The organism is Paraburkholderia yinzeri (assembly GCF_046581065.1).
In the GTDB taxonomy this organism is placed as follows: domain Bacteria; phylum Pseudomonadota; class Gammaproteobacteria; order Burkholderiales; family Burkholderiaceae; genus Paraburkholderia.
This window is the reverse complement of the sequence record NZ_JBFOCJ010000001.1, coordinates 2,730,517-2,755,865: the sequence shown is the minus strand read 5'-3', so window position 1 is coordinate 2,755,865 and position 25,349 is coordinate 2,730,517. Positions and strand designations below refer to the sequence as shown.

Here is a 25,349-nt window from a genome sequence, read left to right as displayed (position 1 = left end):
GGTCGTCCCAGCCGCCTTGCGTTTGAAATCAATTCATGCCGCGCGTGAAAAACGCGTGGCTTTTCGTATCCGTTCTTTTTAGGTCTCGTCCGCTGCCATGCACGACAAAATCCTGATCCTCGACTTCGGTTCGCAAGTCACCCAGCTCATCGCGCGCCGCGTGCGCGAAGCCCACGTCTATTCGGAAGTGCATCCGTACGACGTCGACGCCGCCTTCATTCGCGAATTCGCGCCAAAGGGCGTCATTCTCTCGGGTGGCCCGAACTCGGTCACCACCTCGGACACGCCGCGCGCGCCGCAAGCCGTGTTCGAACTGGGCGTACCGGTGCTCGGCATTTGCTACGGCATGCAGACGATGGCCGAGCAACTGGGCGGCAAGGTCGACAACGGCCACCTGCGCGAATTCGGCTATGCCGAAGTGCGTGCCCGCAATCACACGAGCCTGCTGGAAGGCATCCAGGACTTTCAGACGCCGGAAGGCCACGGCATGCTCAAGGTCTGGATGAGCCACGGCGACAAGGTCACCGAAATGCCGGAAGGCTTCAAGCTGATGGCCTCGACCGAATCGTGCCCGATCGCGGCGATGGCCGACGAGGCGCGTCATTTCTACGGCCTGCAATGGCACCCCGAAGTCACGCACACGGTGCAGGGCCGCGCCATGCTCGAGCGCTTCGTGCTTGGCATCTGCGGCGCGAAGGCCGATTGGGAGATGGGCCACTACATCGACGAAGCCGTCGAGACGATCCGCAAGCAGGTTGGCAACGAACACGTCATCCTGGGTCTCTCGGGCGGTGTCGATTCATCGGTGGCGGCGGCGCTGCTGCACCGTGCGATCGGCGACCAGTTGACCTGCGTGTTCGTCGATCACGGCTTGCTGCGCCTGAATGAGGCCGAGCAGGTGATGTCGATGTTCGCGGGCAATCTGGGCGTCAAGGTGATCCACGTCGATGCAAGCGAAGCATTCCTTTCGAAGCTCGCGGGCGTGACCGATCCGGAAGCGAAGCGCAAGATCATCGGTGCGGAATTTGTGGAGGTTTTCCAGGCCGAAGCGGGCAAGCTCACCGACGCCAGGTGGCTCGCTCAGGGCACGATCTATCCGGACGTGATCGAATCGGCGGGCAAGGGCAAGAACGCGGCGCACACGATCAAGAGCCACCACAACGTGGGCGGCCTGCCGGAGACGTTGAACCTCAAGCTGCTCGAGCCGCTGCGCGAGCTGTTCAAGGACGAAGTCCGCGAACTGGGTGTGAAGCTCGGCTTGCCGCACGAGATGGTGTATCGCCACCCGTTCCCGGGCCCGGGCCTCGGCGTGCGGATTCTTGGCGAAGTGAAGCGCGAGTTCGCCGATCTGCTGCGCCGCGCCGATGCGATCTTCATCGAGACGCTGCGCAATACCGTCGATAAGGAAACGGGCAAGTCGTGGTACGAACTGACGAGCCAGGCGTTCGCGGTGTTTCTGCCGGTGAAGAGCGTGGGCGTGATGGGCGATGGACGTACTTACGAGTACGTTGTTGCGTTGCGCGCCGTGCAGACGCTGGACTTCATGACCGCGCACTGGGCGCATCTGCCGCATGAACTGCTGGGGCATGTGTCGAACCGCATCATCAATGAGGTGCGCGGGATCAATCGGGTGGTGTACGACATTTCGGGGAAGCCGCCGGCGACGATTGAGTGGGAGTGAATTTACGTCCTTCGAGGACTATCGCCAGCTATCGAAAAACTGACGTAACGTATTGATTTAGAAATAAATACGTCACAGCAGCTATCGGTGGCTATCGCCGGCCAGCAGAAAAAGTTGGCGGTAGAGCTGACGGTAAAAATCGAGGCCGGATTAAGACGCTCTCGTTCACTATTCAGACTTTTACCGTCTTTGACGGTAAAAGCCTTCTCGGGAATGCTTGTTTTATGCGGCTTTCCGGGCATCAGCGGGTCTCCAGGTCCTTGACGGTAAAACCTGACGGTAAAGCCGTCACAAGCCGGAGGAAACCTCGATGCTTACTGACGCTGCACTACGAAATCTGAAGCCTAAGTCCAAGATTTATAAGGCTTCTGACCGGGACGGAATGTACGTGACGGTATCGCCTGGCGGCACTGTCACCTTCCGCTACGACTATCGCCTCAACGGCCGCCGCGAGACGCTGACGCTCGGGCGCTACGGCCCCGGCGGCATCTCGCTGGCGATGGCGCGCGAACTGCTCTTGGACGCGCGCAAAGCCGTGCTCAAGGGCACCTCGCCTGCGCTCGAAAAGCAGCGCGAGAAGCGCCGGGTAGTCGCCATCAAGACCTTCGGCACGGCGATGGACACCTGGCTGGCCAACGCAAGGTTGGCCGATAGCACGCGCGCCATGCGCAAGCACATCATCGACCGGGACATCCTGCCGGTCTTCCAGAATCGCCTGCTGACCGAGATCCAGGCCGAAGACCTGCGAGCCTTGTGCAACAAGGTCAAGGAACGCGGGGCGCCCGCCACCGCGGTCCAGATTCGGGACATCGTGAAGCAGGTCTATGTCTACGCCATCGCCCACGGCGAAAAGGTGGACAACCCCGCCAACAGCGTGGGCGCGGCGTCGATCGCCACCTTCGTCCCGAAGGACCGCGCCTTGTCGCCGCTGGAAATCCGACTGTTCGTGCAACAGATGGAGTCGGTGGCAACTTATCCAACCATCAAGCTCGCGCTGCGCCTGATCCTGCTGACGCTGGTGCGAAAGAGCGAACTGATCCAAGCCACTTGGGATGAGGTCGATTTCGAGAGCAAGACCTGGACGATCCCGAAGCAGCGGATGAAGGGGCGCAACCCGCACGTGGTCTATCTGTCGCGCCAGGCGCTCGACATCTTCGTGACGCTGCACACCTGCGCGGCCGGCTCAAGGTTCGTTTTTCCCTCTCGTTACGACGCCGAGCGGTTCATGTCCAATGCGACCTTGAATCGGGTCACGCAACTCATCGCGGAGGCGGCAAAGACCAAGGGGCTGCCGCTGCAACCGTTCACCGTCCACGACCTGCGCCGTACCGGCTCGACGCTGTTGAACGAAATCGGCTTCAACCGCGACTGGATCGAGAAGTGCCTGGCGCACGAGGACGGCCGTTCCTCGCGCTCGGTCTACAACAAGGCTGAGTACGCCGAGCAGCGGCGTCACATGCTGCAAGAGTGGGCCAACCTCGTCGATGCCTGGGGCGGCGGGCAGACCTACGTGCCAACGCTGTTGCCGAAGAACGTGGTGGTGCCGGCATTGAGCGCGGTAGCCTAAAAACGGCGGCAAGGTTGTCACTTGACAACCTTGCCGATCATCCTCATACTGGAGACCGCTCGTTCCCCTCATCCGAAAAAAGAGGTCGTCGAGGAAGCTCTCAGGCACGCCGAAGGGCAGGGCTGGCATGTCGAAGTCGGCGGCAGCCACGCCTGGGGGCGGATTTATTGCCCGTACAACGACGAGGAATGCCGCTGCGGCGAGTTCTGCATCACCAGCGTATGGAGCACGCCGAAGAACCCCGGCAACCACGCACGTGCCTTGCGGCGCGTCGTGGACAACTGCACGACGCACCGCAAGCAGCGCGAGGCTGACGGCGATGCCAAGGAGTAGCGCGATGGAATACACCTTCACCCTGAAGTACCAGCTCGCCGACGACGACCGCGACGCGGATGCGCTGGTCGGGCGCCTGGGCGAAGCCGGCTGCGACGATGCCTTGGTCGGCATCGGGCAGCCGGGGCGCTTGGCGCTGGAGTTCACCCGCGAAGCGGCCGACGCCGGCGCCGCCGTGCGCAGCGCATTGGCGGACGTGCGCCGTGCGGCGCCGTCGGCCAAGCTCATCGAGGTGGCGCCGGATTTGGTTGGCCTGACCGACGTGGCCGAGATCGTGGGCGTGTCGCGGCAGAACATGCGCAAGCTGATGCTGGCCCATCCAGGCAGCTTCCCAGCGCCGTTGCATGAGGGCAGCGCCTCGATCTGGCACTTGGCGGACGTGCTGACCTGGTTGCAGGCCAAGGGCAGCTACGCGCTGGCCAAGGACGTGCTGGACGTGGCGCGGGTGGCTTTGCAGGTCAACGTGGCGAAGGAAGGCCAGCGATTGCCGCGCTCGGCGTCCAAGGAACTGCAAGCCTTGGTTGGATGAGCGCCGTTGCCCGGCGTCATTCCTCACTCGAACCCGCCCGAACAGGGCGGGTTTTTCGTTGATAGACATCCGGCTTGGAGACACGGCCGCGAGGCGCTTGCTTGCGCTGCTCGATCCACGTTTCCACTTCGGCCAAGTCCCACACGACGCAGCGCGGCGTCAGGTTGAAGCGACGCGGGAACTCGCCGCGGCGCTCCATTTCATAGATCGTCGTTTCAGCCAGGGGGACGATCAGCCGCAGTTCTTGCCGGCGGATGGTGCGCCGGAAAGGAAGGGGGCTCTTCGGAAACTGTGGCAGCGCCTCGTAGGCTTCCGTCCCTGGCAGTGGCAGGGGGCGGCTGGCATCGAGGGCAGGCGGGGGCAGGGTTTCCACGACGGGCTCCATGAGTACCTTGTGCATGGAGGCATGGTGAGGTTCGGCACCTATCGGGACAACTCGCTGTGGCGTAGAGCAGCGAATGACAGGGCGCGGGGGGGCGAAACATGAGCTAAGTTATTGACTCGAATCGTCTTCCCGCCAAGTTCTCTAATTTTCTCTGATTTTCTCCATGCATGGCTCGGGATAGGGTATAGTCCCAACCATGTCGGAAAATATTCTCACGATTCGGGAGGTGGCTGACCTCCTGAAAATCAACGAAAAGACGGTGTACAAGCTCGTCGCCGCCGCGAAGATTCCCGGCATGAAGGTCGGCGGCTCGTGGCGGTTCGACCGCGCCACGATTACGCTCTGGCTCAAGAACCAGAGCGCCACCGACATCGCCGCCAATGACGGCGCGGACGTAGCGCCGGAGCCGTCCGCCGAGACCACGCTCCCCAACGCGCACTACTCCCCACAACAGGGCACGTTCTTCGCCCACCGCATCACGCTGGAAGGCACGGGGGAGGATGCGCTGGCGCAATCCCTCTCGACCGCCCGCGTGGACATGAACCCGCATCAGGTGGACGCCGCGCTCTTCGCGCTGGCGTCGCCTCTGTCCAAGGGCGTCTTGCTCGCCGACGAAGTCGGCCTCGGCAAGACCATCGAGGCGAGCCTTGTCATTGCCCAGCGCTGGGCCGAGCGCAAGCGCCGCATCCTGCTTGTCGTGCCCGCCTCCTTGCGCAAGCAGTGGAGCCAGGAGCTTTACGACAAGTTCTCTCTCCCCTCCGTCATCGTCGAGCGCAAGAGCTACAACGACCTGCGCAAGAAGGGCATCGCCAAACCCTTCGCACATCCCGACCACGTCGTCATCACGTCCTACGAATTCGCGGCACTCAAGGACAACGAGATTCGCTCCGGTCAGTGGGATCTCGTCGTGTTCGACGAGGCCCACCGCCTGCGCAATGTCTACCGGAAGGATGGGGCCGCGCGCGCCAAGAAACTCCGCGACGCCACGCGCCCGTTCTTCAAGATTCTGCTGACGGCGACGCCGTTGCAGAACTCGCTGATGGAACTCTACGGCCTCGTCTCCGTGCTCGACGAGCACCACTTCGGCGACGAGGACTCGTTCCGCAGCCAGTACGTCGTGGGCGCGGGGGCGCGCAACGGGCACATCTTCCTGCGCAAGCGGTTGGAACCGATTTGCAAGCGCACCCTCCGCCGTCAGGTGCAACAGGCGGGCCTCATCCGCTACACCGAGCGCAGTCCGCTCACGATGGAATACGCGCCCTCGCAAGACGAATTGAAGCTCTACGCTGACGTGTCGGCCTATCTGCAACGGAAGGACACCATTGCCTTCGGCAACAAGCCGAACCAGCTTGTCACGATGGTCGTGCGCAAGATTTTGGGTTCGTCCACCTTCGCCATTGCCGACACGCTCAAGAAAATCATCGACCGTCTCAAGCAGATGGAGACGCCGACCGTCGAGACCGTCGCGGACTACGATGTCATCGACGAAGAGGCCGAAGAGTTCGACGACAACGGCAACGGCGAGGCACAGGAAGCGCCCCCGATTGACCCCGAGAAGCTGAAAGCGGAAATCGCCGAGCTTGAGAGCTACCGCAAGCTGGCGCTCTCCATCGGGCAGAACGAGAAGGGCAATGCGCTCATCAAGGCGCTCCCGCAAGTCCTCGCCGAAATCGTGAAGAAAGGCGGACAGCGCAAGGCCGTCATCTTCACCGAATCCGTGCGGACGCAGACCTATCTTGTGGCGCTTCTCGCCGAGAAGGGCTATGCCGACGACATCGTGCTTCTGAACGGCTCGAACGCCGACCCGCAGAGCAAGTCCATCTATCAGAACTGGCTCGCGCAGAACAAAGGCACCGACGCCGTCTCCGGCTCCAAGACGGCAGACATGAAGGCCGCCATCGTCGAAGCCTTCCGCGACTGCAAGACCATCCTGATTGCCACGGAATCCGGCGCGGAGGGTATCAACCTTCAATTTTGCTCTCTCCTGGTCAACTTCGACCTGCCTTGGAATCCGCAACGGGTGGAACAGCGCATCGGGCGCTGTCACCGCTACGGGCAGAAGATTGACGTCACCGTTGTCAACTTCCTCAACCTCAAGAACCACGCCGAACAGCGCATCCACCAGCTTCTCGACCAGAAGTTCAATTTGTTCAAGGGCGTCTTCGGCGCGAGCGACGAAGTGCTGGGCGTCATCGAGCGCGGCGTGGACATCGAGCGCCGCATCTTCCAAATCGTGCAGAGCGCGCGCACCGAAACCGAAATCGACGCCGCCTTCGACAAGTTGCAAGACGACCTGAAAGCGCAAATCGACGAGCAGATACTCGACGCGCGCAAGCGGCTTTTGGAATCCGTGGACGAGAGGGTCATCGACCGTCTCAAGACCCGCAAGGACGAAATCCGCAACCAGCTTTCCGACTTCGAGAAGCAGCTTCTCTACGTCGCGCGGGCGGAGATTCCCGAGGCGCGCTTCCACGCGAACGACGAGCGCCGCTTCGACTATCGCGGCGAAACCTATACGACCGAATGGCCACTCGCCGACGAAAAGGGCTGGCGGTTCTTCCGCCTGATGGAAGGCACCTTGGCGACCGACGTGGTGAAGAAGGCGAAGGAGCGCCGCTTCGACGCGGCCTCGTGCCTGCGTTTCGACCTTTCAAGCTATCGCGGCGGTCGCCTGACCGATGTGGAGCCTCTGCGCGGCAAGGCCGGATGGGCGCGCATCGGCAAGTTCAGCATCGTGACCAAGGCCATCACGCGCGAGCATCTGGTCATGGCTGCCGTCACCGACGACGGCGAGGCCGTCCACCCCGAAACCTTCGAGCGCCTGTTCCGCGTACCCGCGCAGAACGAGCCGCCCGTCGGCACCCCGCCCGAGGACGCCTTGCAGGGCTGTGAAGCCGTACGCCGCAAGGAGCTTCTGGACGAGGCGGAAAAGCAGAACGCCGAATGGCTCGACGTGGAAAGCGAAAACCTCGACCACTACGCCGAAGACTTGGAACGCGCCTTCGAGACGGAAATCAAGACCGTCGAAGCGGAAGTCAAGGAAGCCAAGAAGGCCATGCGCGGCTCGATCCTGCCTATGGCGGAAAAGCTCGCCGAGAAGAAGCGCATCAACGGGCTTGAAGCCAAGCGCGACAAGCTGAAACGCGAGTTCTTCGACCGCCGCGAGAAAATCCGCGAGGAAGTCGAAGCCATGCTCGACAAGATTCAGGCGAGCCTGCTGCTCGACCCGTCTCTCGCGCCGCTGTTCACCATCCGGTGGGAGGTGACATGAGCAGGGAGTTCATCAGTAAGGCGACGCGCAATGAGTTCCGCGAAGTGCTCGTCGGCTCCACCTTGCGCGAGATAGATATGTTCTTCGAGGCGGGCGGCCTGTCACCTAAGGCCGGCTACGAACCGTCGGTCGGGGGCCAGCGCCGAAGCTCGGTCGAGACCTATTACGCCAACATCGACTTCTCGTCGCCCGCCGACACGCGCAAGCTCCTCGTCACCTACGAAGAAATTATCGAGGACTTACGACGCGCCCAGGATGCCGCGCCGAACGACAAGCTGCGAGCGACCGTCAACAGCCTGTTGCGCCGCATGGAGCGCGACGGCTTCCGCTACGAGAACGGGCACTTCACGTCCGACTCGCTCACCGCCGCAATCGTCCATGCCCCGACGCTTGTTCGCCTCACGGAAGAATCCATACAGGAGCACGTCGAGAAGGCGCGACACAAAATCGCCAACGGCGACGCGGCGGGCGCGATCGCCAACGCCTATACGCTCGTCGAAGAGTTCCTGAAACAGCTTTTGCGCAAGACCGCCATCGCCTTCAACGAAAGCGAGGGCGATATCCGCGCCCTCTACAAAGCCGTCGCTGCGCCCTTGCACCTCGACCCCAAGGGCGACTCCCTTGAGAACTACATCAAGACAATTCTGGAGGGTCTCCAACGGCAAGTTGCCGGATTGTTCGAGGTTGCCAACAAGGCCAGCGACCGCCACGCTCGCCGCTACAACCCGGCCCCCCACCACGCGAAGCTCGCGGTCAATGCGGCTTTCACCCTCTGCGAATTCCTTTTGGAATCGTTTGAATATCAACAGAAGAAGAATCAGCGACCCGCATCATGAGCAACCGAAAGCAACGTCTGGAACTGACATGGATTGGCAAGGACGAGCGTCTGCGCCTTGAGCCGCGCATCCTTCTGGAAGACGCGGAGAAGTCTCATCACGCCAAGGTGCTCTTCACTGACCACGACATCTTCGACAACGTCCTCATCCAAGGCGACAACCTGCTCGCGCTCAAGGCGCTTGAGCAGGAGTACACGGGGAAGGTGAAGTGCGTATTCATCGACCCGCCGTATAACACCGGAAGCGCCTTCCAGCACTACGACGACGGCGTCGAACATTCGATCTGGCTGTCGCTCATGCGTGACCGACTCGAAATTCTCGCCAAGCTTCTCACCGAAGACGGCTCGCTCTGGATAACCATTGACGACAATGAAGCGCATTACCTCAAGGTGCTGCTAGATGAGATTCTAGGCCGCGGCTCTTTCATCGCATCCAATGTTTGGCAGAAACGCTACTCAAGGGAGAATCGCGAGGCGATTGGCGACGCCCATGACTACGTCCTCGTGTATGCCAAAAATCCCAATCTGTTCAAGGCCGTCCGCAATCTTGTGCCAATCACCGAAGAGCAGGCAAAGGTCTACAAGAACGTAAATGATGACAAGCGCGGTCGTTGGCGGCCCATTCCGATGACCGCGCAGGGGTATCGGCCGAATCAGATGTACAAGATTGTCGCCCCTGGCGGCGCGGTTCACGAGCCGCCTGAAGGCCGATGCTGGTCAATGATTGAGCCGGAATTTCTTAAGCTCCGAGCCGAAGGCCGTATCTATTTCGGCAAAGACAACAACAGCCAGCCCAATGTCATCCGTTATCTCGATGAGGTCGAAGGGTTCGTGCCGTGGACATGGTGGCCTCATGATGAAGTCGGTCATACGGACGAAGCCAAGAAGGAAATGCACTACCTCTTCGGGAAGGATGATCCTTTCCCTACGCCGAAGCCCGAACGGTTGCTTCGTCGAATCATTCACATTGCAACCGACCCTGGCGACCTCGTTCTCGACTCCTTTGCCGGTTCCGGCACAACAGGAGCCGTTGCGCACAAGATGGGGCGGCGGTGGGTCATGGTGGAACTCGGAGAGCACTGCGGAACGCACATTGCTCCCCGTTTGAAAAAGGTCATCGACGGCACGGACGCCGGCGGCGTCACAGAGGCCGTCGAATGGAAAGGCGGCGGTGGGTTCCGTTACTACCGCCTGGCACCCTCGCTCCTTGAGAAAGACTCGTGGGGGAATTGGGTAATCTCCAAGGAGTTCGACGCGGCGAAGCTCTCGCAGGCCGTGTGCAAGCTGATGGGCTTTGTCTATCAGCCCGACGAGACGCACTATTGGATGCAGGGCCGGTCTTCGGAGACGGACTTTATCTACGTCACCACGCAGAGCCTAACGCACGACCAGCTTTCAGCGATTTCCGAGGCCGTCGGCGACGAGCGCACCTTGCTGGTGTGCTGTAAGGCATTCCGCGCCAATGCGGACTCCTTTCCAAATCTCACTATCAGGAAAATCCCCCAAGCCGTGCTTCGCAAGTGCGAGTGGGGTCACGACGATTACAGCCTCAACGTGGCTAACCTGCCCGAAGCCCCGCGCGAAGCGCAGGGAGCCGACGACCCCGCCCAACCTCCCAAGACGCGCAAGAAGCGCAATGGCACTTCGCAGGATGACCTGTTCAGCCAGGAGGGCGGGAAGTGACTGACCGTACCGTCCGCACCATCAGCCAGCGGCTTTCGCTTCGCAAGCCGCAGGTGGACTCGCTGGAAATCCTCGCCGACGTTGCCAGCAGGATTGCGCTCGAAAAGGGTGGCGACCCCGCCGCCGCGCTCGCCGCCATCCGCGACCTCTATCCCTCCGTCACGGACTTCGAGCACGAGTTTCCGTCGCTCTGCTTCGCCCTTGCGACGGGCGTGGGCAAGACCCGCCTCATGGGCGCGTTCATTTCCTATCTGTACCTCACGGGCAAGAGCCGCCATTTCTTCGTGCTCGCGCCGAACACGACCATCTACGAAAAGCTGATTGCCGACTTCTCGCCCGACAGCCCGAAGTACGTCTTCAAGGGCATTGCCGAATTCGCGGCGAATCTGCCGCTCATCATCACCGGCGACAACTATGAAAGCGGCGTCGGCGTGCGGTACGAGACCGGACGCTCGACCGACATCTTCGGCTCCGACGTTCATATCAACATCTTCAACGTCGATAAAATCAACAAGGAAGAAAGCCCGCGCGGCAAGCCGAAGATGAAGCGGCTTCAAGAGACGATCGGCGAGAGCTATTACGCCTACCTCTCCAAGCTCGACGACCTCGTCTTGCTGATGGATGAAGCGCACCGCTACCGCGCGAGCGCGGGTGCCGCCGCCATCGACGGCCTCAAGCCCATTCTCGGTCTGGAACTGACGGCGACGCCGAAGACCGTGGGCGCGCGGCCCGTGCCGTTCAAGAACGTCATCTACAGCTACACGCTCGGGCAGGCTATGGCGGACGGCTTCGTCAAGGAACCCGCCGTCGCTACCCGCAAGGACTTCGACCCGAAATCCGTGGGCGACAAGGAACTTGAGCGCATCAAGCTCGAAGACGCCGTCCACCACCACGACCACGTCGCCGTGGAACTCGACCGCTATCACCGCACGACCGGAGCGCCCAAGGTGCATCCATTCATCCTCGTCGTTGCGGCGGATACGACCGAAGCCAAGCGCTTGCGCGACTTCATCGAATCCGAGGACTTCTTCAAGGGCCGCTTCAAGGACAAGGTGGCGGAAGTGCATTCCGCCCTCCGCGGCGAAGAGAGCGAAGACGCGACCGCGCGTCTGGTGGCGCTCGAAAAGGACGCACGTACGGACGTCGTCATCCACGTCAACAAGCTCAAGGAAGGCTGGGACGTGACGAACCTCTATACCATCGTTCCGCTCCGCGCCTCCGCGTCCGAAATCCTGACCGAGCAGACCCTGGGGCGCGGCCTCCGTCTGCCCTTCGGAAAGCGCGTGTCCAAGGGCGGCAACGAGGAGTTTGCCGCCGTTGACCGGCTCACCGTCATCGCCCACGAGCGTTTCGACGACATCATCGCCAAGGCCCGCGAGCCCGGCTCCATCGTCATGAAGACTGTCGAAATCGGGGAAGGCGGGGATATTTCCGTAACGGGCGCGACCCTTGTGACAGCGCCTTCCGTCGTCGAAATGATTGTGACGGGTGTGCAACCGGAAATCCCCGGCTTTGCCAAGGAAGAGTGCGACGCCTTCGTATTCAAGTCGCCGACGGAGGCGAAGGCCGCCGAAATCACGCTCGAAGTCATCAAACGCTACGAGCGCAAACTCGGAAGCGCCGAGGCGTTGCGCGGCGCGGAGGTGCAGAAGCAGATTGCCGACGAAGTGCGCGAGTTGGTTCGACCCGTTCAGGGCACGCTCGAAGGCATCATCGAAGCGCCGCGCATCGACCAAATCGTGCAGACCGTCGCCGTCACTGTTGCCGACCGCACCATTTCCATCCCGCAAATCGTCGTCCTGCCCAAGAAGCAGGTGACGTTCACCTTCGAGGACTTTGACCTCGACAACCTCGCGTCCGTCAATCTGCGCCCGATTGAGGACGGCATTGTCATCGAAGACCTGCGCACCCAGGCGCGGGTCTATCTCGCCCGCGCCATCGACGATCCGCGCGAGGGCCGCGCGGAAGACTATCTCTTGCGCTACCTCATCGAGCGCAACGAGATTGACTACGACGCCCACGCTGGCTTGCTCTACAAGCTGGCGGGGCAAGTCGTCGCGCGCGTGAAGTCCTATCTCGCGAACGACGCCGAGGTGGAAAACGTCCTGCTCCGGCACGGACGCCACCTTGCGGATTTCATCTTTGCGCAAATGATGAACCACTATCGCGAGACGCCGCTTGGCGAGGACGACTACGAAGTCACCGTCACGCGGGGTTTCATGCTTCTCCAAGCCCAGCCGATGAACGTGCCCGCCGGACAGCGCGTCCGCGACTTCAAGCAGGCCGTAGCACCGCTCTCCGACACCCGCAAGCACGTCTTCGGCGGCTTCTCGAAGTGTTGTTACACGCTTCAAAAGTTCGATACCGACCCCGAACGCCGCCTTGCCGTCGTCGTCGAGGCCGACCCGAGCACGGAGAAGTGGATAAAGCCGGGGCGTAACCAGTTCCGCATCGACTATCGCTCGGGCGAAGCCTACGAGCCGGACTTCGTCGTCGAGACCAAGACGAACATGCTCATCTGCGAAGTGAAGGCGCAGAACGAACTCGACGACGCGACCGTCAAGGCCAAAGCCGCCGCCGCGACCAAGTGGTGCAAGACCGCGACGGAACACGCGCCTGGCGGCGGCACGAAGCCTTGGGTCTACCTCCTCATTCCCGACGACCAGATACGCGCCAATTCCACGCTCGACGGACTCGTGGCCAAGTACGCCACTTCATGAGGGAGGCCCACGATGACGGGTGGACAAAAGCACAGCGCAGACTTTCAGCGACTGATTGAGCGCCGCCGCAAGTTCATCGACGGCCTCGACGCCAATCGCGGGGAAATCAACCTCGATATCTTCGAGGACTTCTATCCCGACCGCGCGCACTTCGTCTACGAGCTTCTGCAAAACGCCGAGGACGCGGGCGCTACGGAAGTGTCCTTCACGCTTACGCCCGACCGCCTCGTCTGCGAGCATGACGGGCGCGTGTTCACGCTTGAGGACGTGAAGTCGATTACCGGCCTCCACGACAGCACGAAGGCGCAGGCCCAGGACAAAATCGGCAAGTTCGGCGTCGGCTTCAAGTCCGTCTTCGTCTATACGGCAGCCCCGTCGATTTACTCCGGCGACTTCGCCTTCCGCATCGTCCAGTTGATTCTTCCCGAGCCGATTGCTCCCGCCGCGTCGCTTGCTCAACGGACGCGGTTCGAGTTTCCTTTCGACAATGCCAAGAAGCCGAAGGCTGACGCCCATGCGGAAATCGCCGCCGGTTTGAAGGAACTGGACGAGAAGACTCTTCTCTTCCTGTCCAGCCTCCAATCGGTCAACTGGCGCATCGACGCGGAGACGACGGGCGCGGTGCGCCGTTACAAGCATTCGGACTTTCACTTTGAAGTCCTGAAAGAGCTTGGCGGCAAGACCGCCGCCAGTTCACACTTCCTCAAGTTCGACGAGGCCGTTCTCGGCCTTGAGAAGCAGCGCGTCGCCGTCGCTTTTCCTTTGGACTTCCTTCCTGGCGTTCCACGCTTCCAGCAGGGAAGGCCGCTTGCCGGACAAGTGAAGATTATTCCCGCCGAGCCGGGGAGCGTCGCCGTGTTCTTTCCGGCTGTGAAGGAATCATCCGGCTTGCGCTTTCATCTGCATGGGCCTTTCGTGCCCGAGTTGAGCCGTGCCAGCATCAAGGAGACGAAGGCCAATCTTCCGCTCTTCGAGCAACTTGCCGCGCTTGCCGGTCAATCCCTGCACCGTATCAAGGAGCTTGGCCTCCTGACGCCGGACTTCCTTTCGGTGCTCCCGAATCCGCAAGACCAGATTCCACCGCGCTATCAGGGCATCCGCGCCGCCATCGTGGACGAAATGAAGGCGCATCCGCTGACACCGACCCACGCGCGCGGACACGCGCCCGCGAACCGTCTCATTCAGGCAAGAGCTTCCCTCAAGTCCTTGCTCTCGGAAGAGGACATCGAATTCCTTGTGGACTACGACGACGATCCGCCGCTTTGGGCGGTCGGCGCGACGCAGAGAAGCAGCCGCATCGACAATTTCCTCTCGGGGCTGGGCATCCGCGAGTGGGGCCTCGAAGAATTCGTTGAAGCCCTTTGCGACAAGGTGAACGAAGATGCCTTCTTCCGTACCGAGCCGGACGAGGGATTCTTGTCGTGGTTGCAGGAAAAGCCGCCTCTCTGGATGCAGGAGTTTTACGCCTTGCTTCACGCCGAGGCGAAAGACGAAGCCCATCGGCTCAAGTCTCTTCGCATCGTGCGCCTTGCCGACGGGACGCTTAGCAAGGGCAACCGTGCCTTCTTCTCCGGCGACGGCGCCGGCAAGAGTGTCGCTGTTGCCGATAAGGCCGTCTACACGTCGGGCACCAGCAAGAACCAGCAGGAGAACGCGAAGAATCTTCTGACGCTCGTCGGCGTTCGTGAAATCGGCGAGGCCGAGGAAGTCGAAATCATCCTCAAGAGCCGTTACACCAAGGAAGCGGAACTGCCGGACGATGCCACCTACGCGGAAGACCTCAAGCGCTTCGTGGCGCTTGTCGAGAAGCAACCTGATAAGGCAAAGCTGTTCGGCGCGTTCTACATCTTCCAAGGCGAGGACGAGAAGTGGTATCGGCCTGAGGACATCTACCTCGACCAGCCGTATGCGGATACCAACCTGTCCTCGTACTACGGGGCGCTTTCGCCGGAGGTGCGCCTGGAAGCCCTCCACGGCAGCTACCGCAACTGCGGTGTGGAAGTGGAGCGGCTTGGAAAATTCGCGCGCGCCGCAGGTGCCAGGGGCGTACTGCGGGTGAACGAGACCACCTGCGAGAAGAATCCCGAATGGAATTACCTCTTGATGGTCGCCGGAAGCCGCGCCTCGACCTACATCAATCGGGATTACTTCATTCCGCACCTCGTGGAATTGTTGAAGACGCCGTCGCTCGGTCTTTCGCGCCTCGTCTGGCGGACGCTGACGAACTTCCCGTCCTATCCCAGCTATCTGCAAGCGACCTATCAGATGAACAAGTCGAACGGTGCCCGCGCCGCCGCATCTCGTCTCGTCCATGCGCTTCGCGCGGCAAGCTGGATTCCGCAGGGCGACGGCGTTTTTGTTCGCCCAGCCGACGCCTCGCGCGAATTGCTTCCGAAGGGCTTCCCCTTCGATTCCGGCTATGCGTGGCTCAAGGCCGTCCAGTTCGGCGAAACGGCGATACGGGCGTCGGCCCAGGCGCTTCAAAAGGAAGCCGCCGCAAAGAGCCTCGGATTCAGCGACGCCGCCGCTGCCGAACGCGCCAAGCGCTTCAATGAATTGCCCGAGTCCGAGCAGGAGAGGATTCTTGCCGCGCTCGACGCCAGCAATAAGGCTCCCATCCCCGACCGCCCGCTCGCCAATCCCGAGCGGCGCTCGAAGAACGTGCGCGAACAGGCATTGAAGGCCCCCGACAAGGAATCCGAAGTCCGCGAGCGTTCGGTTTCCATCGACAAGGAGGAAGTCAAGGAACAGGCCGACACGTATCTGCGCGAGCACTACCGCAATGCCGACGGCGAAATGACCTGCCAGATATGCAAAGGGCCTTTGCCTTTCAAGCTCGACGACGGGCGCGAATACTTCGAGGTCGTGGAATTCCTGCCGGAGCTACGCAAACGTCACCCCCAGAACTATCTGGCGCTCTGCCCGAACCATTCCGCCATGTATCGGTTCGTGAACGGCTCGAAAGAGACGACGCGAGACGAATTTCAGGCCATCGAGGGGAACGAGTTGCCCGTGGTTCTGGCAGAGAAGGACGTGACTGTGTATTTCAGCAAGACGCACATCGTAGACCTCAAGGCCGTGCTGGAAGCGGAAGAAAGTCTTCCGCCCGCACCCGAAGGGGCCGTAAACGGCGCGCTGGCGCAGGGCGTCCGATAGCGGACGGCAAGACTCCGGGAGCTACAGAAGAACAATGGCAAACGTCCTTCAAGAGATTCAAACATGGTCGGCAGACCGTCCGACATGGCAACGCGACGCGCTCCGCCGTCTTGTCATGAACGGCGATCTGGGCGCAGAGGACATCGACGCCCTGACGGCGATTTGCAAGGGCGAACATGGGTTGACGGAGAAGGTTGCGGCGCAACCGCTTGCCAAGGAACACGTGCCGGAGCGCGGGGGAGCGGCGCAGGCGGTTTCGCTGGACTCCATCTTCCATCACAAGGGCGTCAACGCCCTTGCCGAGAACCAGACCCTCAAGTTCGCCTCCGGCCTCACCATCGTCTACGGCGATAATGGTGCGGGAAAGACCGGATACATTCGCATCCTCAAGCAAGCCTGCCGCGCGCGCGGGCAGGAGACGATTCTCGGCAACGTCGTGATAACCGGCGCGGCTCCGCCCAAACCGACTGTCGCCATCAAATACAAGGTCGGAACCGATATCGCCGCCCGCGAGTGGACGGGCGGCGACGCGGATGAGTTCGTCTCCCGCGTGAGCATCTTCGACACGCAATGCGCCGCCGTTTATTTGAATGAGCGGACGGACGTGGCCTTTCTGCCCTTCGGCCTCGACCTTTTCGATAAGCTCGTCCGCGCCTGCAAGGCCGTTCGCGCAAAACTGGAAACCGAGCAACGCGCGTTGAACACCAATGCCCTGGCGGGCGCCATCGCGCAGATTCCGCAGGGAACGGCGGCGGCGAAGCTGGTGAACGGCATCACCCTGTTTACCAAGCCGGAGGACGTGCAGACCATTGCGCGCCTCAAGCCCGAGGAACAGGAGCGGCTTGCCTTTCTGGAAAAGGCCCTCCAAGACCTGCAAGCCAACGATCCGCAGAAGCTCGTCGCGCAACTGACCCTCCGCGCGAACCGCGTCCGCGCGCTTGCCGACCATCTGCGCGGGGTGGAAACGGCGCTGGCGGACGCGGAAGTGACCGCAGTGTTCGACACGCGGAAGGAAGGACGCCGCAAAAGCGAGGAAGCGAAGCGGTTGCGCGAAGCGACGTTTCCGCAAGGTTTGCTTGCCGGAACCGGCGGCGAGCAGTGGAAGGCCATGTGGGAGGCGGCGCGGCTGTTCTCGGAGCAACAGGCGTATCAGGGTCAAGGCTTTCCCGTCACGGAGGGTGGCGCGAAATGCGTCCTTTGCCAGCAAGACCTCGACCATGCCGCCGCCCACCGGCTCAAGCACTTCGAGGAATTCGTGGTCTCGACGACGGAGAAGGAGCTTCGGCAGATACGCGACGAATTCACGCGCAGGCGCAACGCTTTTGCCAATCTCAAGACGTCCACGGATGCGGTCGAAGAAACCCTCAAGGAACTGCGCCTGGAGCATGAGGCCAAGGCCGAAGCCATCAGCGCCGCCATATCCCAGAGCGAGAAGCGCCGCGCCGCTATCGTTGCGGCGCTCGCCGAGAACAAAGACCTCGGCGAAGACTTTCAAGCGCTCGCGGCATCTTCGACCCAAGCCAAATCCATCGGCGATGAAATCGACGCTCGCCTCAAGTCGCTGCGCGAGGCCGGAGCCGCCGACGCCAAGAAAAAGATGACCGACGAGGCGCAGGAATTGCGCGCGCGGGTCTTGCTCGGCAAGCACGAGAAGACGCTTCTTGATGAAATTGAGAACAAGAAGAAAATCGCCGCCTACGCCCAATGCATCGACGAGACCAAGCCGAACGCCATCACGCAGAAAAGCTCCGCCGTGACGAAGGCGGTCGTCTCAGAAAGCCTCAAGAAGAGCTTCAAGGACGAGTTGAAGGCATTGGAATTCAACCACGTCGAAGTCGAGCTAAAAGAGCAAGGCGGCGTGGAAGGCGTATTCTATCACAAGCTCGTCCTCACCAGAAACCCGACCATCGACGTTCCCAAGGTCGTGAGCGAGGGGGAACAGCGGTGCATTTCCATAGCGGCTTTCTTCGCCGAACTTAGCACCGCCGACGACCCCTCCGGCATCGTGTTCGACGACCCCGTGTCTTCGCTCGACTTCCAGTGGCGGAGCGCCGTCGCGCGACGGCTGGTGGAGGAATCAAAGCGAAGACAGGTCATCGTCTTTACGCACGATGTCGTCTTCCTGCTGGCACTCAAGCAATTTGCCGCGCAGACGGACGTTCAGCCTCTCGACCAGCACGTCCGCAGACAGGTCAACGGCGCAGGCGTGTGCCGCGAGGAATTGCCTTGGCTTGCGATGCGCGTGAAGGACAAGATTGGGTTCCTCAAGTGTTCCGTCGCGATCTAAACGGTATTCTGTAGTGCGAGATATTTGGCGTTGAGACAGTGGCGGATGTCTCGCGCTCAGCGAGAATGAATGAACCGCAGTCGAACGCGAGACGTAGATCGACACCCGGCGCAATGTTGTCGCGCGCTGCAAGAGCAACGGCCCCGGGATGCTCGCCCGGGGCCGTCGCTCAGAACGGATCGTCGATGTGATGCCGCACCGGGGCGGACCATGGTTGCCTGCTGCGCTGGATCTGCTCTGCGTATGCGCTGCTGAACCACAGCAGCCAGTCGCACAACAGTTGCTGGATCTGGGCCGCCGCCTCGTCGGTGAGCGCGGGTAGCGGCGGCGGTCGTGGCCCGATACGCGTGGACGGTGTGCGTGACTGACCTGGCTGCTGAGGGCGGCGGCTCATCGCATTTCCCCAATCGCCTGCTGCAACAGCTCGTCGGGCAGATGGTTCAGCCCTTTGGGCACAGCCAGCTGCATGGCGGTGCGCAGGATACGCCCGGCATTGCGCGGCAATCCGCGCGAAGCCTGGCGCAGCAGTTCGAGCCCGGTTTCGGAGATCAGCGTGTGGTTGCAGCCGGCGGCCTTGAGCGCGTGGGCGATGAGCTGTGCGAAGCGGGCGTGCTCGGTGACGGGCTGCAGTTGCACGCGGGTCTGGATGCGGCTGTAGAGCGCGGCGTAAGCGTTGCGCTCGAGCATCGGGGCCAGCTCCGGATGGCCGGCAAGCCACACGGTGATGAGACTGCGGGCGTCGAAGGCGAAGTTCAGGAACGAGGGGAAGTCGCGGAAGAACTCCGGCGGCAGGTTCTGCGCCTCATCGATGATCCACACCGGCAGGACCTGCTTGCCGTTGGCCAGCTCGGTGATGCGCTGCTTGATGTCGCGCCACAGGTCCGCGCGCCGGTAGCTGGGTTCGAGCCCGAGTTCGCGGGCCAGCGAGCGGTACAGGTCGATGCGCCCGAACTCGGTCTCGGACAGATAGATGGTCTGGTAGCGGTGCGGATTGAGGTTGCGCGTGAGGTGGCGCAGCATGGCGGTCTTGCCCACGCCGGGCTCCCCGGTGAGCAGGCCGATGCCGGGGCTGTCGAGCAGCCACTGGAAGCGTTCGGACAGGCGCGCGAGCGCGCCATCGTCCCACAGATCGGTGCCGTCGGTGTCCAGCGGCGCGCAACGCAGGCCGAAGTGTTGGCGGTACATGTGTCAGTCCTCGCGACGGTAATGATGTTGATGGACGAGTTCGATGAGGTTGGCTGTGGCAGCGGGCGCTGCAGTCGCGGCAACGGCGGGCGTCCTGCTGCGCCGGCGCCGGCTGTTGGCCAGCGCATCAAGCGCGGTGGCCGCGCCCAGTGGAGCGCCCTGCCTGCTCTGGACACGCACGACCGTACCGGCGTGCGGATCGACGACGAGCACGACGTAGTGGCCGCTGAGTTCATAGGGCACCTCGAAGACGGCGCCTTCGTACGAGACGGTGCCGTCGCGGCGCACGCGTCGCTCGACGCGGTGCAGGAACAGCTCATCGAGCCTGGGGGCAAGCGAGCCGAGCGCGCGGATGCGCGGCAGGTCCTGCCGGTAGCGCGAGAGCGGCGTCACGTTCTCGCCCAGCGCGCTGTGTGGCTCGCAGTGGTAGACCTGTTCGAGCCACGCCCACAGCCGCGCGTTCAGGTCAGTCAGCTCGCGGATGTGTGTGGTGTCCAGTTCGGAGAGGAACTGCTCGCGTACGGTACGGTGCCAGCGTTCGAGCTTGCCCTTGCTTGTGGGCTGGTAAGGCTGGCAATGCACGAGACGCACGCCCAGGTCTGCGCAGATGGTCTGCAGGCTCGCGGCGCGATAGGCCGCGCCGTTATCGACGACGAGCATCTTTGGAATTCCGCGACGCAAGAGCGCCTGCTTGAGCACGCCCTCGATCTCGAGGGCCGTCTCGGACAGACAGAAGGCGCTGTGTGCAACGAGGCGCGAGGCATCGTCCATGAGCGAGACGAGATAGGTCTTGCGGCGCGCCCCGCCAAACGAGAACGTCGGGCCGTGCATGACGTCACCGTACCAGATGGAGCCAGCGTACTCGGCCACGAAGCTGCGCTTCTCCTGGGCAACGACTGTAGGGCTGGCGATACGCGAGAGGTCGTGAGACTTGAGCAGGCGGTGCACGGCGCAGCGTGAGAGTGTGCCGCGCGCCACGATGCCGGTGGCCTCCAGCAACAGCCGGATCTGGCGCACCGAGCGGCTGGGGTTCTCGCGTTTGGCGGCGAGCACCGCAGCCTGCACGACCTCGGGCAGCTTCGAGCGACCCGTGTCGGTGCGCGGCCGGATGGCGAGCCCTGCGATGCCTTCGCGTCGCCAGGCGTAGTACCACGTCTGCAACGTGCGCTCGCTGATGTGACGCCGGCGCGAGCCCGGGATCGCGTACTCCTTGAGGGCGAGCTGACGCAACAGCTGTAGCAGCTCGCCGCGTTCGAGTCGCTCGCGGCTCACGATGGGGCCGAGCACGGACAGCCGGAACAGCGCCACGGGGTCGATGTCGTTCATGAAGTCTCCGTTGAAGTGGAAGAGACCTCATGAAACGCCTGATGCCGTGCAGGCGGCAGTGGGCAGACCCTGTGGGTTGCCCGTTACCGCGTCCGGCAGTGCGTCTCGTGTGGAATTGCGTTCAGCCGATCACGGGACATCGAGGCCATCCAGATCAAGCCAGGCCATCGCACGCGACAGCGACATGAGCGCGAAGCAGGGGCGCCAGAAGGTCGCCGTGTCGGCTGCGCGGCCCAGTTCGGGCAAGCGGCTTCGCAGGGCGAAGGCAAAGTCCTCACTGCAGCGCATGAGCCATCGCCACCAGCGGCGCACGGTGTGGCGATCGATGCCGACCAGGGCTGCGATGCGGCGCAGCGACAGGCCAGAGAGGATCAGGCAGAGCACGAGTTGCTGCAACGCCCAGCCGTACCAGCGCAGCGGGCAGATGCACAGCGGCAGGCGCGAACAGGTACGTCGGCAGGCGGCACAGCAATAGCGTGGCACGGGCACCGGATTGAGCGCGCCGGTGACGCTTCGGTCGGCCTTGCGTTCATAGAAGCCGTGCGCCCACAGGCACGTGCGGCCGCAGTGCGGGCAGCGGCCGGGATGATAGGACTGGGGCGTGGTGACGATGGAGCGAAGATGCTGTTCGAGCGTGAGAAAGGAATGTACGATCCGAAGCATAGGCCGGGCTGTTCTGCGTTCGTGGGCTGGTGTGAGAGCCGTCTCACGATAACAGAGGAGTACCGGCCTATCTCATGTCCACCGCATCGCACGATGCTCACGCTGAAATTCAGGAAATCGCCCTGGACGAACGCGAGACAAATACCCCCCGCCCAAACTCAAATAGCCCGAGCCGTAACACTCAAGAACGCGTGGCAAGCCGTAGAGAAGAAGCACCGTAACGGCGAACAGGACGCCTACGAACGGGAAGCCAAGGAACTCTACGGCCTCCTGCGCGAGGCGTGGGAGCGTGCGGTAGAGGAGGTTCTGTTGGGCGGCATCGTCGAGCGGTTCAGACCCAGCGTCGAAACCCAACGGCTCGCCCCTCTCTCCGACATCACCGACGAGGACTGCAAGACCGTCAAGGAAGGGATGACCAAGTCCTCGGCATGGCTCACCGGACACGACCACGCGGCGGCGGCGCGGGCACCCGTGCCTGCACCCGACGAGTTGAAGAAGGACATTGAGGCGTTGGAGACGTGGGTGAAGGGCATCAACGTCCGCCGGAGCAAGAAGTAGCCACCCAAGATATCGGCGATGAACCTCGCGCTCGCCCAGGAAGGCCACTCTGTGGCTCCTAAGGCGTTCCTCGAAGACGGCTCCCTACGCTTCGACCTCATCGCATCGGCAGTGCGTCCCGGCGTTCCGCCGTCGGGCTCGCGGGCTGCGCCCCGCGCCTCGTGCCGAGTCGCGGCCATCCGGCTTTGATCCCTGACGCCTTCGGCCCTCGCGGGCCTGCGCGCTCCGCTTGCCAAGGGGCAGGGCAGTGGGGCGGTCTTGCTGTTCCCTTCACCGTGCCACGGCGTTCTCGCCGTCAAGGGCTGCGCGCCATTGGCGCTTGCGTCCTCGCGGCCGAAGAACAAGGCGGCGATGCTGGTCAAAGGCGCCGTGCCGAAGCCGGTCGATGCTTCCCAAGAAGCGCAAGCGATAGCCGGTCGGCCCAGCATCGGTCAGATCGCGGCCTGACTGACGCGCCGGCTCAACGCCTCGGCGCTTTCCTTGCGCTCGTTGTACCGATCCACCAGATACGGGGCCGCGCCGCGCGTCAGCAGCGTGAACTTCATCAGTTCTTCCATCACGTCCACCACGCGGTCGTAGTAGGCCGAGGGCTTCATGTGTCCGGCCTCGTCGAACTCCTGATATGCCTTGGCGACCGAGGACTGGTTCGGGATGGTCAGCATCCGCATCCAGCGGCCCAGCACGCGCATCTGGTTCACCGCGTTGAAGGATTGCGAGCCACCCGACACCTGCATCACCGCCAGCGTCTTGCCTTGGGTCGGGCGCACCGCGCCGACCGACAGCGGAATCCAGTCGATTTGTGTCTTCATCAGGCCGGTCATCGCGCCGTGGCGTTCCGGTGAACTCCACACCATGCCTTCGGCCCATTGCGCCAGCTCGCGCAGTTCCTTGACCTTCGGGTGATCCTCGCTGGCGTCGTCCACCAGCGGCAGACCCGACGGGTTGAACAGCCGTGTCTCGCCACCCAGCGCCCGCAGGATGCGGGCGGCTTCCTCAGCGACCAGCCGGCTATACGAGCGGTCGCGCAGCGAGCCGTAGAGCAGCAGGAAGCGCGGCGCGTGCATGGCCCGCTCGACAGCCAGCAGCCGTTCTATGTCGGGCGCCTGGAACATGGCGGCGTCGATGTTCGGCAGATCGAGGCGGGATTCAGACACGGTGGCCTTCCGCATCCACGACCGGCTCGCCGTCTTCCTTGTTGAACGCGCCGCGCTGCGGTTGCGGCAGCAGGTCAAGCACTGCTTCCGATGGCCGGCACAGGCGCGTGACCAGCGGCGTGACGACGATGGGGCGATTCATCAGGATGGGGTGTTGCCCGATGAAATCGAGCAACTGGTCATCCGACCATTTCGGGTCGGCAAGGCCCAGCTCCGCGTAGGGTGTACCTTTTTCGCGCAGCACGTCGCGCACGCTCAGGCCGGCGTCGGCCAGCAGCTTGACCAGCGTTTCCCGCGCGGGCGGTGTCTTGAGGTATTCGATGATCGTGGGTTCCTCGCCGCTATTGCGGATCAGGCCCAGCACGTTACGCGAGGTGCCGCAGGCGGGGTTGTGGTAGATCGTGATGGTGCTCATGGATGCCCTGTGAAGATTACGAAGTGGTCGTGCGGCGCTCGTACCAGCCGCGCGAGCGGTTCACCACGCGCACCACCAGCAGCATGACCGGCACTTCAATCAGCACGCCAACCACCGTAGCCAAGGCAGCGCCGGAATGGAAACCGAACAAGCTGATGGCCGCGGCCACCGCTAACTCGAAGAAGTTGCTCGCGCCGATCAGTGCCGAGGGACAGGCGATGTTGTGCTGTTCGCCGGCGCGGCGGTTGAGCCAGTAGGCCAAGCCGGAATTGAAGAACACTTGAATCAGGATCGGTACGGCCAGCAGGACGATGACCAGCGGCTGTTGCAGGATGGCTTGGCCCTGGAAGGCGAACAGCAGCACCAGCGTCAGCAGCAGCGCCGCGATCGACAGCGGGCCGATACGCGCCAGCGCGGCCTCGAACGTGGCCTGGCCTCGGCGCAGCAGCGCGCGGCGCCAGAGCTGCGCGACGATGACCGGGATGACGATGTAGAGCACCACCGAGGTTAGCAGTGTGGCCCACGGCACCGTGATCGACGACAAGCCCAGCAGCAGGCCAACGATGGGCGCGAAGGCGAACACCATGATGGTGTCGTTCAAGGCCACCTGCGACAGCGTGAAGATCGGATCGCCGCCAGTCAGCCGGCTCCAGACGAACACCATTGCCGTACAGGGCGCAGCGGCCAGCAGGATCAGGCCGGCCACATAGCTGTCCAGTTGTTCGGCCGGCAGCCATCCCGCGAAGATGTGGCGAATGAAGACCCAAGCCAGCAGCGCCATCGAGAACGGTTTGACCGCCCAATTCACGAACAGGGTCACGCCAATGCCGCGCCAGTGCTGGCGCACCTGGCCGAGCGCGCCGAAATCCACCTTGAGGAGCATCGGGATTACCATGACCCAAATCAGCGCGCCGACCGGCAGGTTGACCTGGGCCACTTCCATGCGGCCGACGGCCTGGAACACGCCCGGCGCAAGCTGACCCAGCGCGATGCCGGCGACGATGCACAACAACACCCAAACCGTCAGGTATCGCTCGAAGGTGCTCATCGCGCCCGCCGGCGCGACGGTTTCCGCCTGTGCGGCCATGCGCGCCCTCACTGCTGACCGATGGCGCGCAGCTCGCGCTGCAAGGACATGGCATCGAGGCGCGGGAGCGGCAACGACAGGAACAGCTCGATGCGCCGGCGCAGCGTCACGGCGGCGTCCATGAACGCCTTGCGCTGCTGTTCCTCGCTGCCTTCGACGGCCGCCGGATCGGGCACGCCCCAATGGGCCGACACCGGCTTGCCGGGCCAGAACGGGCAGGCTTCGCCGGCGGCGTTGTCGCAGACGGTAAAGATGAAGTCGAACACCGGCGCGTCCGGCGTCACGAACTCATCCCAGCTCTTGCTGCGGTAGCCCGTTGTCGGCAAGTGCAGGCGCTCCAGCGTGGCGAGTGCCAGCGGATGCACCTCGCCCTTCGGGTGGCTACCCGCCGAATAGGCGTGGAAGCGGCCTTGGCCCAAGTGGTTGAGGATGCCTTCGGCGAGGATCGAACGGGCCGAATTGCCCGTACAGATGAACAGCGCGTTATAGGTGGTTTCGGTGGTCACGGGAGGCT

At 62.7% G+C, this 25,349-nt stretch carries 21 protein-coding genes; 12 read left to right on the top strand and 9 right to left on the bottom strand.

Annotated features, from left to right (window positions below):
* Positions 1-97: 97 nt before the first annotated feature.
* The 4 genes from guaA (at position 98) to WJ542_RS13155 (ending at position 4,110) form a co-directional block, all read left to right on the top strand.
* Positions 98-1,681, top strand: a complete 1,584-nt coding sequence (guaA, locus tag WJ542_RS13170) for a glutamine-hydrolyzing GMP synthase (protein WP_411189710.1) — start codon at positions 98-100, stop codon at positions 1,679-1,681.
* Between the two features lie 310 nt (positions 1,682-1,991).
* Complete coding sequence (locus WJ542_RS13165; protein ID WP_411189709.1) at positions 1,992-3,248, top strand: tyrosine-type recombinase/integrase; 1,257 nt, start codon at positions 1,992-1,994, stop codon at positions 3,246-3,248.
* Between the two features lie 21 nt (positions 3,249-3,269).
* Positions 3,270-3,581, top strand: a complete 312-nt coding sequence (locus tag WJ542_RS13160; protein WP_411189708.1) for a hypothetical protein — start codon at positions 3,270-3,272, stop codon at positions 3,579-3,581.
* A gap of 4 nt (positions 3,582-3,585) precedes the next feature.
* Complete coding sequence (locus tag WJ542_RS13155; protein WP_411189707.1) at positions 3,586-4,110, top strand: helix-turn-helix transcriptional regulator; 525 nt, start codon at positions 3,586-3,588, stop codon at positions 4,108-4,110.
* Positions 4,111-4,126: 16 nt separating this feature from the next.
* On the opposite strand, the gene WJ542_RS13150 is transcribed toward WJ542_RS13155, so the two are convergent.
* A complete protein-coding gene (locus WJ542_RS13150; protein WP_411190554.1) occupies positions 4,127-4,495 on the bottom strand; it encodes a helix-turn-helix transcriptional regulator in 369 nt (122 codons plus the stop codon).
* Between the two features lie 196 nt (positions 4,496-4,691).
* On the opposite strand from WJ542_RS13150, the gene WJ542_RS13145 reads away from it, so the two are divergent.
* The 6 genes from WJ542_RS13145 to WJ542_RS13120 all read left to right on the top strand — a co-directional run bounded on the left by WJ542_RS13145 (position 4,692) and on the right by WJ542_RS13120 (position 18,447).
* On the top strand, positions 4,692-7,766 hold the full coding sequence (locus WJ542_RS13145; RefSeq protein ID WP_411189706.1) for an SNF2-related protein: 3,075 nt from the start codon (positions 4,692-4,694) through the stop codon (positions 7,764-7,766).
* The gene (locus tag WJ542_RS13140; protein ID WP_411189705.1) at positions 7,763-8,602 is read left to right on the top strand and encodes an abortive infection family protein; all 840 of its coding nucleotides are present in this window, start codon (positions 7,763-7,765) and stop codon (positions 8,600-8,602) included. Before WJ542_RS13145 ends, WJ542_RS13140 begins: the two co-directional genes overlap by 4 nt.
* Positions 8,599-10,284, top strand: coding sequence for a site-specific DNA-methyltransferase (locus WJ542_RS13135; protein ID WP_411189704.1), 1,686 nt, complete (start codon positions 8,599-8,601; stop codon positions 10,282-10,284). The genes WJ542_RS13140 and WJ542_RS13135 overlap by 4 nt, the downstream gene beginning before the upstream one ends.
* On the top strand, positions 10,281-13,004 hold the full coding sequence (locus tag WJ542_RS13130) for a DEAD/DEAH box helicase (protein WP_411189703.1): 2,724 nt from the start codon (positions 10,281-10,283) through the stop codon (positions 13,002-13,004). The genes WJ542_RS13135 and WJ542_RS13130 overlap by 4 nt, the downstream gene beginning before the upstream one ends.
* Positions 13,005-13,016: 12 nt before the next feature.
* Positions 13,017-16,160 (top strand): sacsin N-terminal ATP-binding-like domain-containing protein, encoded by a 3,144-nt coding sequence (locus tag WJ542_RS13125; RefSeq protein ID WP_411189702.1) that lies wholly within the window; start codon positions 13,017-13,019, stop codon positions 16,158-16,160.
* A gap of 115 nt (positions 16,161-16,275) precedes the next feature.
* A complete protein-coding gene (locus tag WJ542_RS13120) occupies positions 16,276-18,447 on the top strand; it encodes an AAA family ATPase (protein WP_411189701.1) in 2,172 nt (723 codons plus the stop codon).
* A 169-nt stretch (positions 18,448-18,616) separates the two neighbouring features.
* On the opposite strand, the gene WJ542_RS13115 is transcribed toward WJ542_RS13120, so the two are convergent.
* The 4 genes from WJ542_RS13115 to WJ542_RS13100 all read right to left on the bottom strand — a co-directional run bounded on the left by WJ542_RS13115 (position 18,617) and on the right by WJ542_RS13100 (position 21,621).
* Complete coding sequence (locus WJ542_RS13115) at positions 18,617-18,841, bottom strand: hypothetical protein (protein WP_411188278.1); 225 nt, start codon at positions 18,839-18,841, stop codon at positions 18,617-18,619.
* Positions 18,838-19,632, bottom strand: a complete 795-nt coding sequence (locus WJ542_RS13110; protein ID WP_411188277.1) for an ExeA family protein — start codon at positions 19,630-19,632, stop codon at positions 18,838-18,840. The genes WJ542_RS13115 and WJ542_RS13110 overlap by 4 nt, the downstream gene beginning before the upstream one ends.
* A gap of 3 nt (positions 19,633-19,635) precedes the next feature.
* Positions 19,636-20,958 carry a DDE-type integrase/transposase/recombinase gene (locus WJ542_RS13105; protein ID WP_411188276.1) on the bottom strand — a complete coding sequence of 441 codons (1,323 nt, stop codon included), beginning with the start codon at positions 20,956-20,958 and terminating at the stop codon, positions 19,636-19,638.
* Positions 20,959-21,087: 129 nt separating this feature from the next.
* The gene (locus tag WJ542_RS13100) at positions 21,088-21,621 is read right to left on the bottom strand and encodes a DUF6431 domain-containing protein (RefSeq protein WP_411188275.1); all 534 of its coding nucleotides are present in this window, start codon (positions 21,619-21,621) and stop codon (positions 21,088-21,090) included.
* Positions 21,622-21,714: 93 nt separating this feature from the next.
* Between WJ542_RS13100 and WJ542_RS13095 the strand changes: the two genes are divergently transcribed.
* On the top strand, positions 21,715-22,179 hold the full coding sequence (locus WJ542_RS13095; protein ID WP_411189700.1) for a hypothetical protein: 465 nt from the start codon (positions 21,715-21,717) through the stop codon (positions 22,177-22,179).
* A gap of 258 nt (positions 22,180-22,437) precedes the next feature.
* Complete coding sequence (locus WJ542_RS13090; RefSeq protein WP_411189699.1) at positions 22,438-22,626, top strand: hypothetical protein; 189 nt, start codon at positions 22,438-22,440, stop codon at positions 22,624-22,626.
* On the opposite strand, the gene arsH is transcribed toward WJ542_RS13090, so the two are convergent.
* Genes arsH through WJ542_RS13070 form a run of 4 tightly spaced genes read right to left on the bottom strand, consistent with a single transcriptional unit; the run spans position 22,611 to position 25,341 of the window.
* Positions 22,611-23,333 (bottom strand): arsenical resistance protein ArsH, encoded by a 723-nt coding sequence (arsH, locus tag WJ542_RS13085; RefSeq protein WP_411190553.1) that lies wholly within the window; start codon positions 23,331-23,333, stop codon positions 22,611-22,613. The genes WJ542_RS13090 and arsH overlap by 16 nt on opposite strands.
* Positions 23,326-23,748 (bottom strand): arsenate reductase (glutaredoxin), encoded by a 423-nt coding sequence (gene arsC / locus WJ542_RS13080; RefSeq protein WP_411189698.1) that lies wholly within the window; start codon positions 23,746-23,748, stop codon positions 23,326-23,328. Before arsC ends, arsH begins: the two co-directional genes overlap by 8 nt.
* Before the next feature lie 16 nt (positions 23,749-23,764).
* Positions 23,765-24,835 carry an ACR3 family arsenite efflux transporter gene (arsB, locus tag WJ542_RS13075; protein ID WP_411189697.1) on the bottom strand — a complete coding sequence of 357 codons (1,071 nt, stop codon included), beginning with the start codon at positions 24,833-24,835 and terminating at the stop codon, positions 23,765-23,767.
* 8 nt (positions 24,836-24,843) lie between these two features.
* Positions 24,844-25,341: an arsenate reductase ArsC gene (locus WJ542_RS13070; protein ID WP_411189696.1), complete on the bottom strand. Its 498-nt coding sequence runs from the start codon at positions 25,339-25,341 to the stop codon at positions 24,844-24,846.
* Between the last annotated feature and the right edge of the window lie 8 nt (positions 25,342-25,349).

Excerpts from the sequence above, each read along its gene's own strand:
- WJ542_RS13145 (WP_411189706.1), top strand. The coding sequence starts at position 4,692 with ATGTCGGAAAATATTCTCACGATTCGGGAGGTGGCTGACCTCCTGAAA.
- guaA (WP_411189710.1), top strand. The coding sequence starts at position 98 with ATGCACGACAAAATCCTGATCCTCGACTTCGGTTCGCAAGTCACCCAG.
- WJ542_RS13135 (WP_411189704.1), top strand. The coding sequence starts at position 8,599 with ATGAGCAACCGAAAGCAACGTCTGGAACTGACATGGATTGGCAAGGAC.
- WJ542_RS13100 (WP_411188275.1), bottom strand. The coding sequence starts at position 21,621 with ATGCTTCGGATCGTACATTCCTTTCTCACGCTCGAACAGCATCTTCGC.
- WJ542_RS13120 (WP_411189701.1), top strand. The coding sequence starts at position 16,276 with ATGAACGGCGATCTGGGCGCAGAGGACATCGACGCCCTGACGGCGATT.
- WJ542_RS13155 (WP_411189707.1), top strand. The coding sequence starts at position 3,586 with ATGGAATACACCTTCACCCTGAAGTACCAGCTCGCCGACGACGACCGC.
- WJ542_RS13105 (WP_411188276.1), bottom strand. The coding sequence starts at position 20,958 with ATGAACGACATCGACCCCGTGGCGCTGTTCCGGCTGTCCGTGCTCGGC.
- WJ542_RS13095 (WP_411189700.1), top strand. The coding sequence starts at position 21,715 with ATGCTCACGCTGAAATTCAGGAAATCGCCCTGGACGAACGCGAGACAA.
- WJ542_RS13125 (WP_411189702.1), top strand. The coding sequence starts at position 13,017 with ATGACGGGTGGACAAAAGCACAGCGCAGACTTTCAGCGACTGATTGAG.
- WJ542_RS13165 (WP_411189709.1), top strand. The coding sequence starts at position 1,992 with ATGCTTACTGACGCTGCACTACGAAATCTGAAGCCTAAGTCCAAGATT.
- WJ542_RS13110 (WP_411188277.1), bottom strand. The coding sequence starts at position 19,632 with ATGTACCGCCAACACTTCGGCCTGCGTTGCGCGCCGCTGGACACCGAC.
- arsC (WP_411189698.1), bottom strand. The coding sequence starts at position 23,748 with ATGAGCACCATCACGATCTACCACAACCCCGCCTGCGGCACCTCGCGT.
- arsB (WP_411189697.1), bottom strand. The coding sequence starts at position 24,835 with ATGGCCGCACAGGCGGAAACCGTCGCGCCGGCGGGCGCGATGAGCACC.
- WJ542_RS13115 (WP_411188278.1), bottom strand. The coding sequence starts at position 18,841 with ATGAGCCGCCGCCCTCAGCAGCCAGGTCAGTCACGCACACCGTCCACG.
- WJ542_RS13150 (WP_411190554.1), bottom strand. The coding sequence starts at position 4,495 with ATGGAGCCCGTCGTGGAAACCCTGCCCCCGCCTGCCCTCGATGCCAGC.
- WJ542_RS13140 (WP_411189705.1), top strand. The coding sequence starts at position 7,763 with ATGAGCAGGGAGTTCATCAGTAAGGCGACGCGCAATGAGTTCCGCGAA.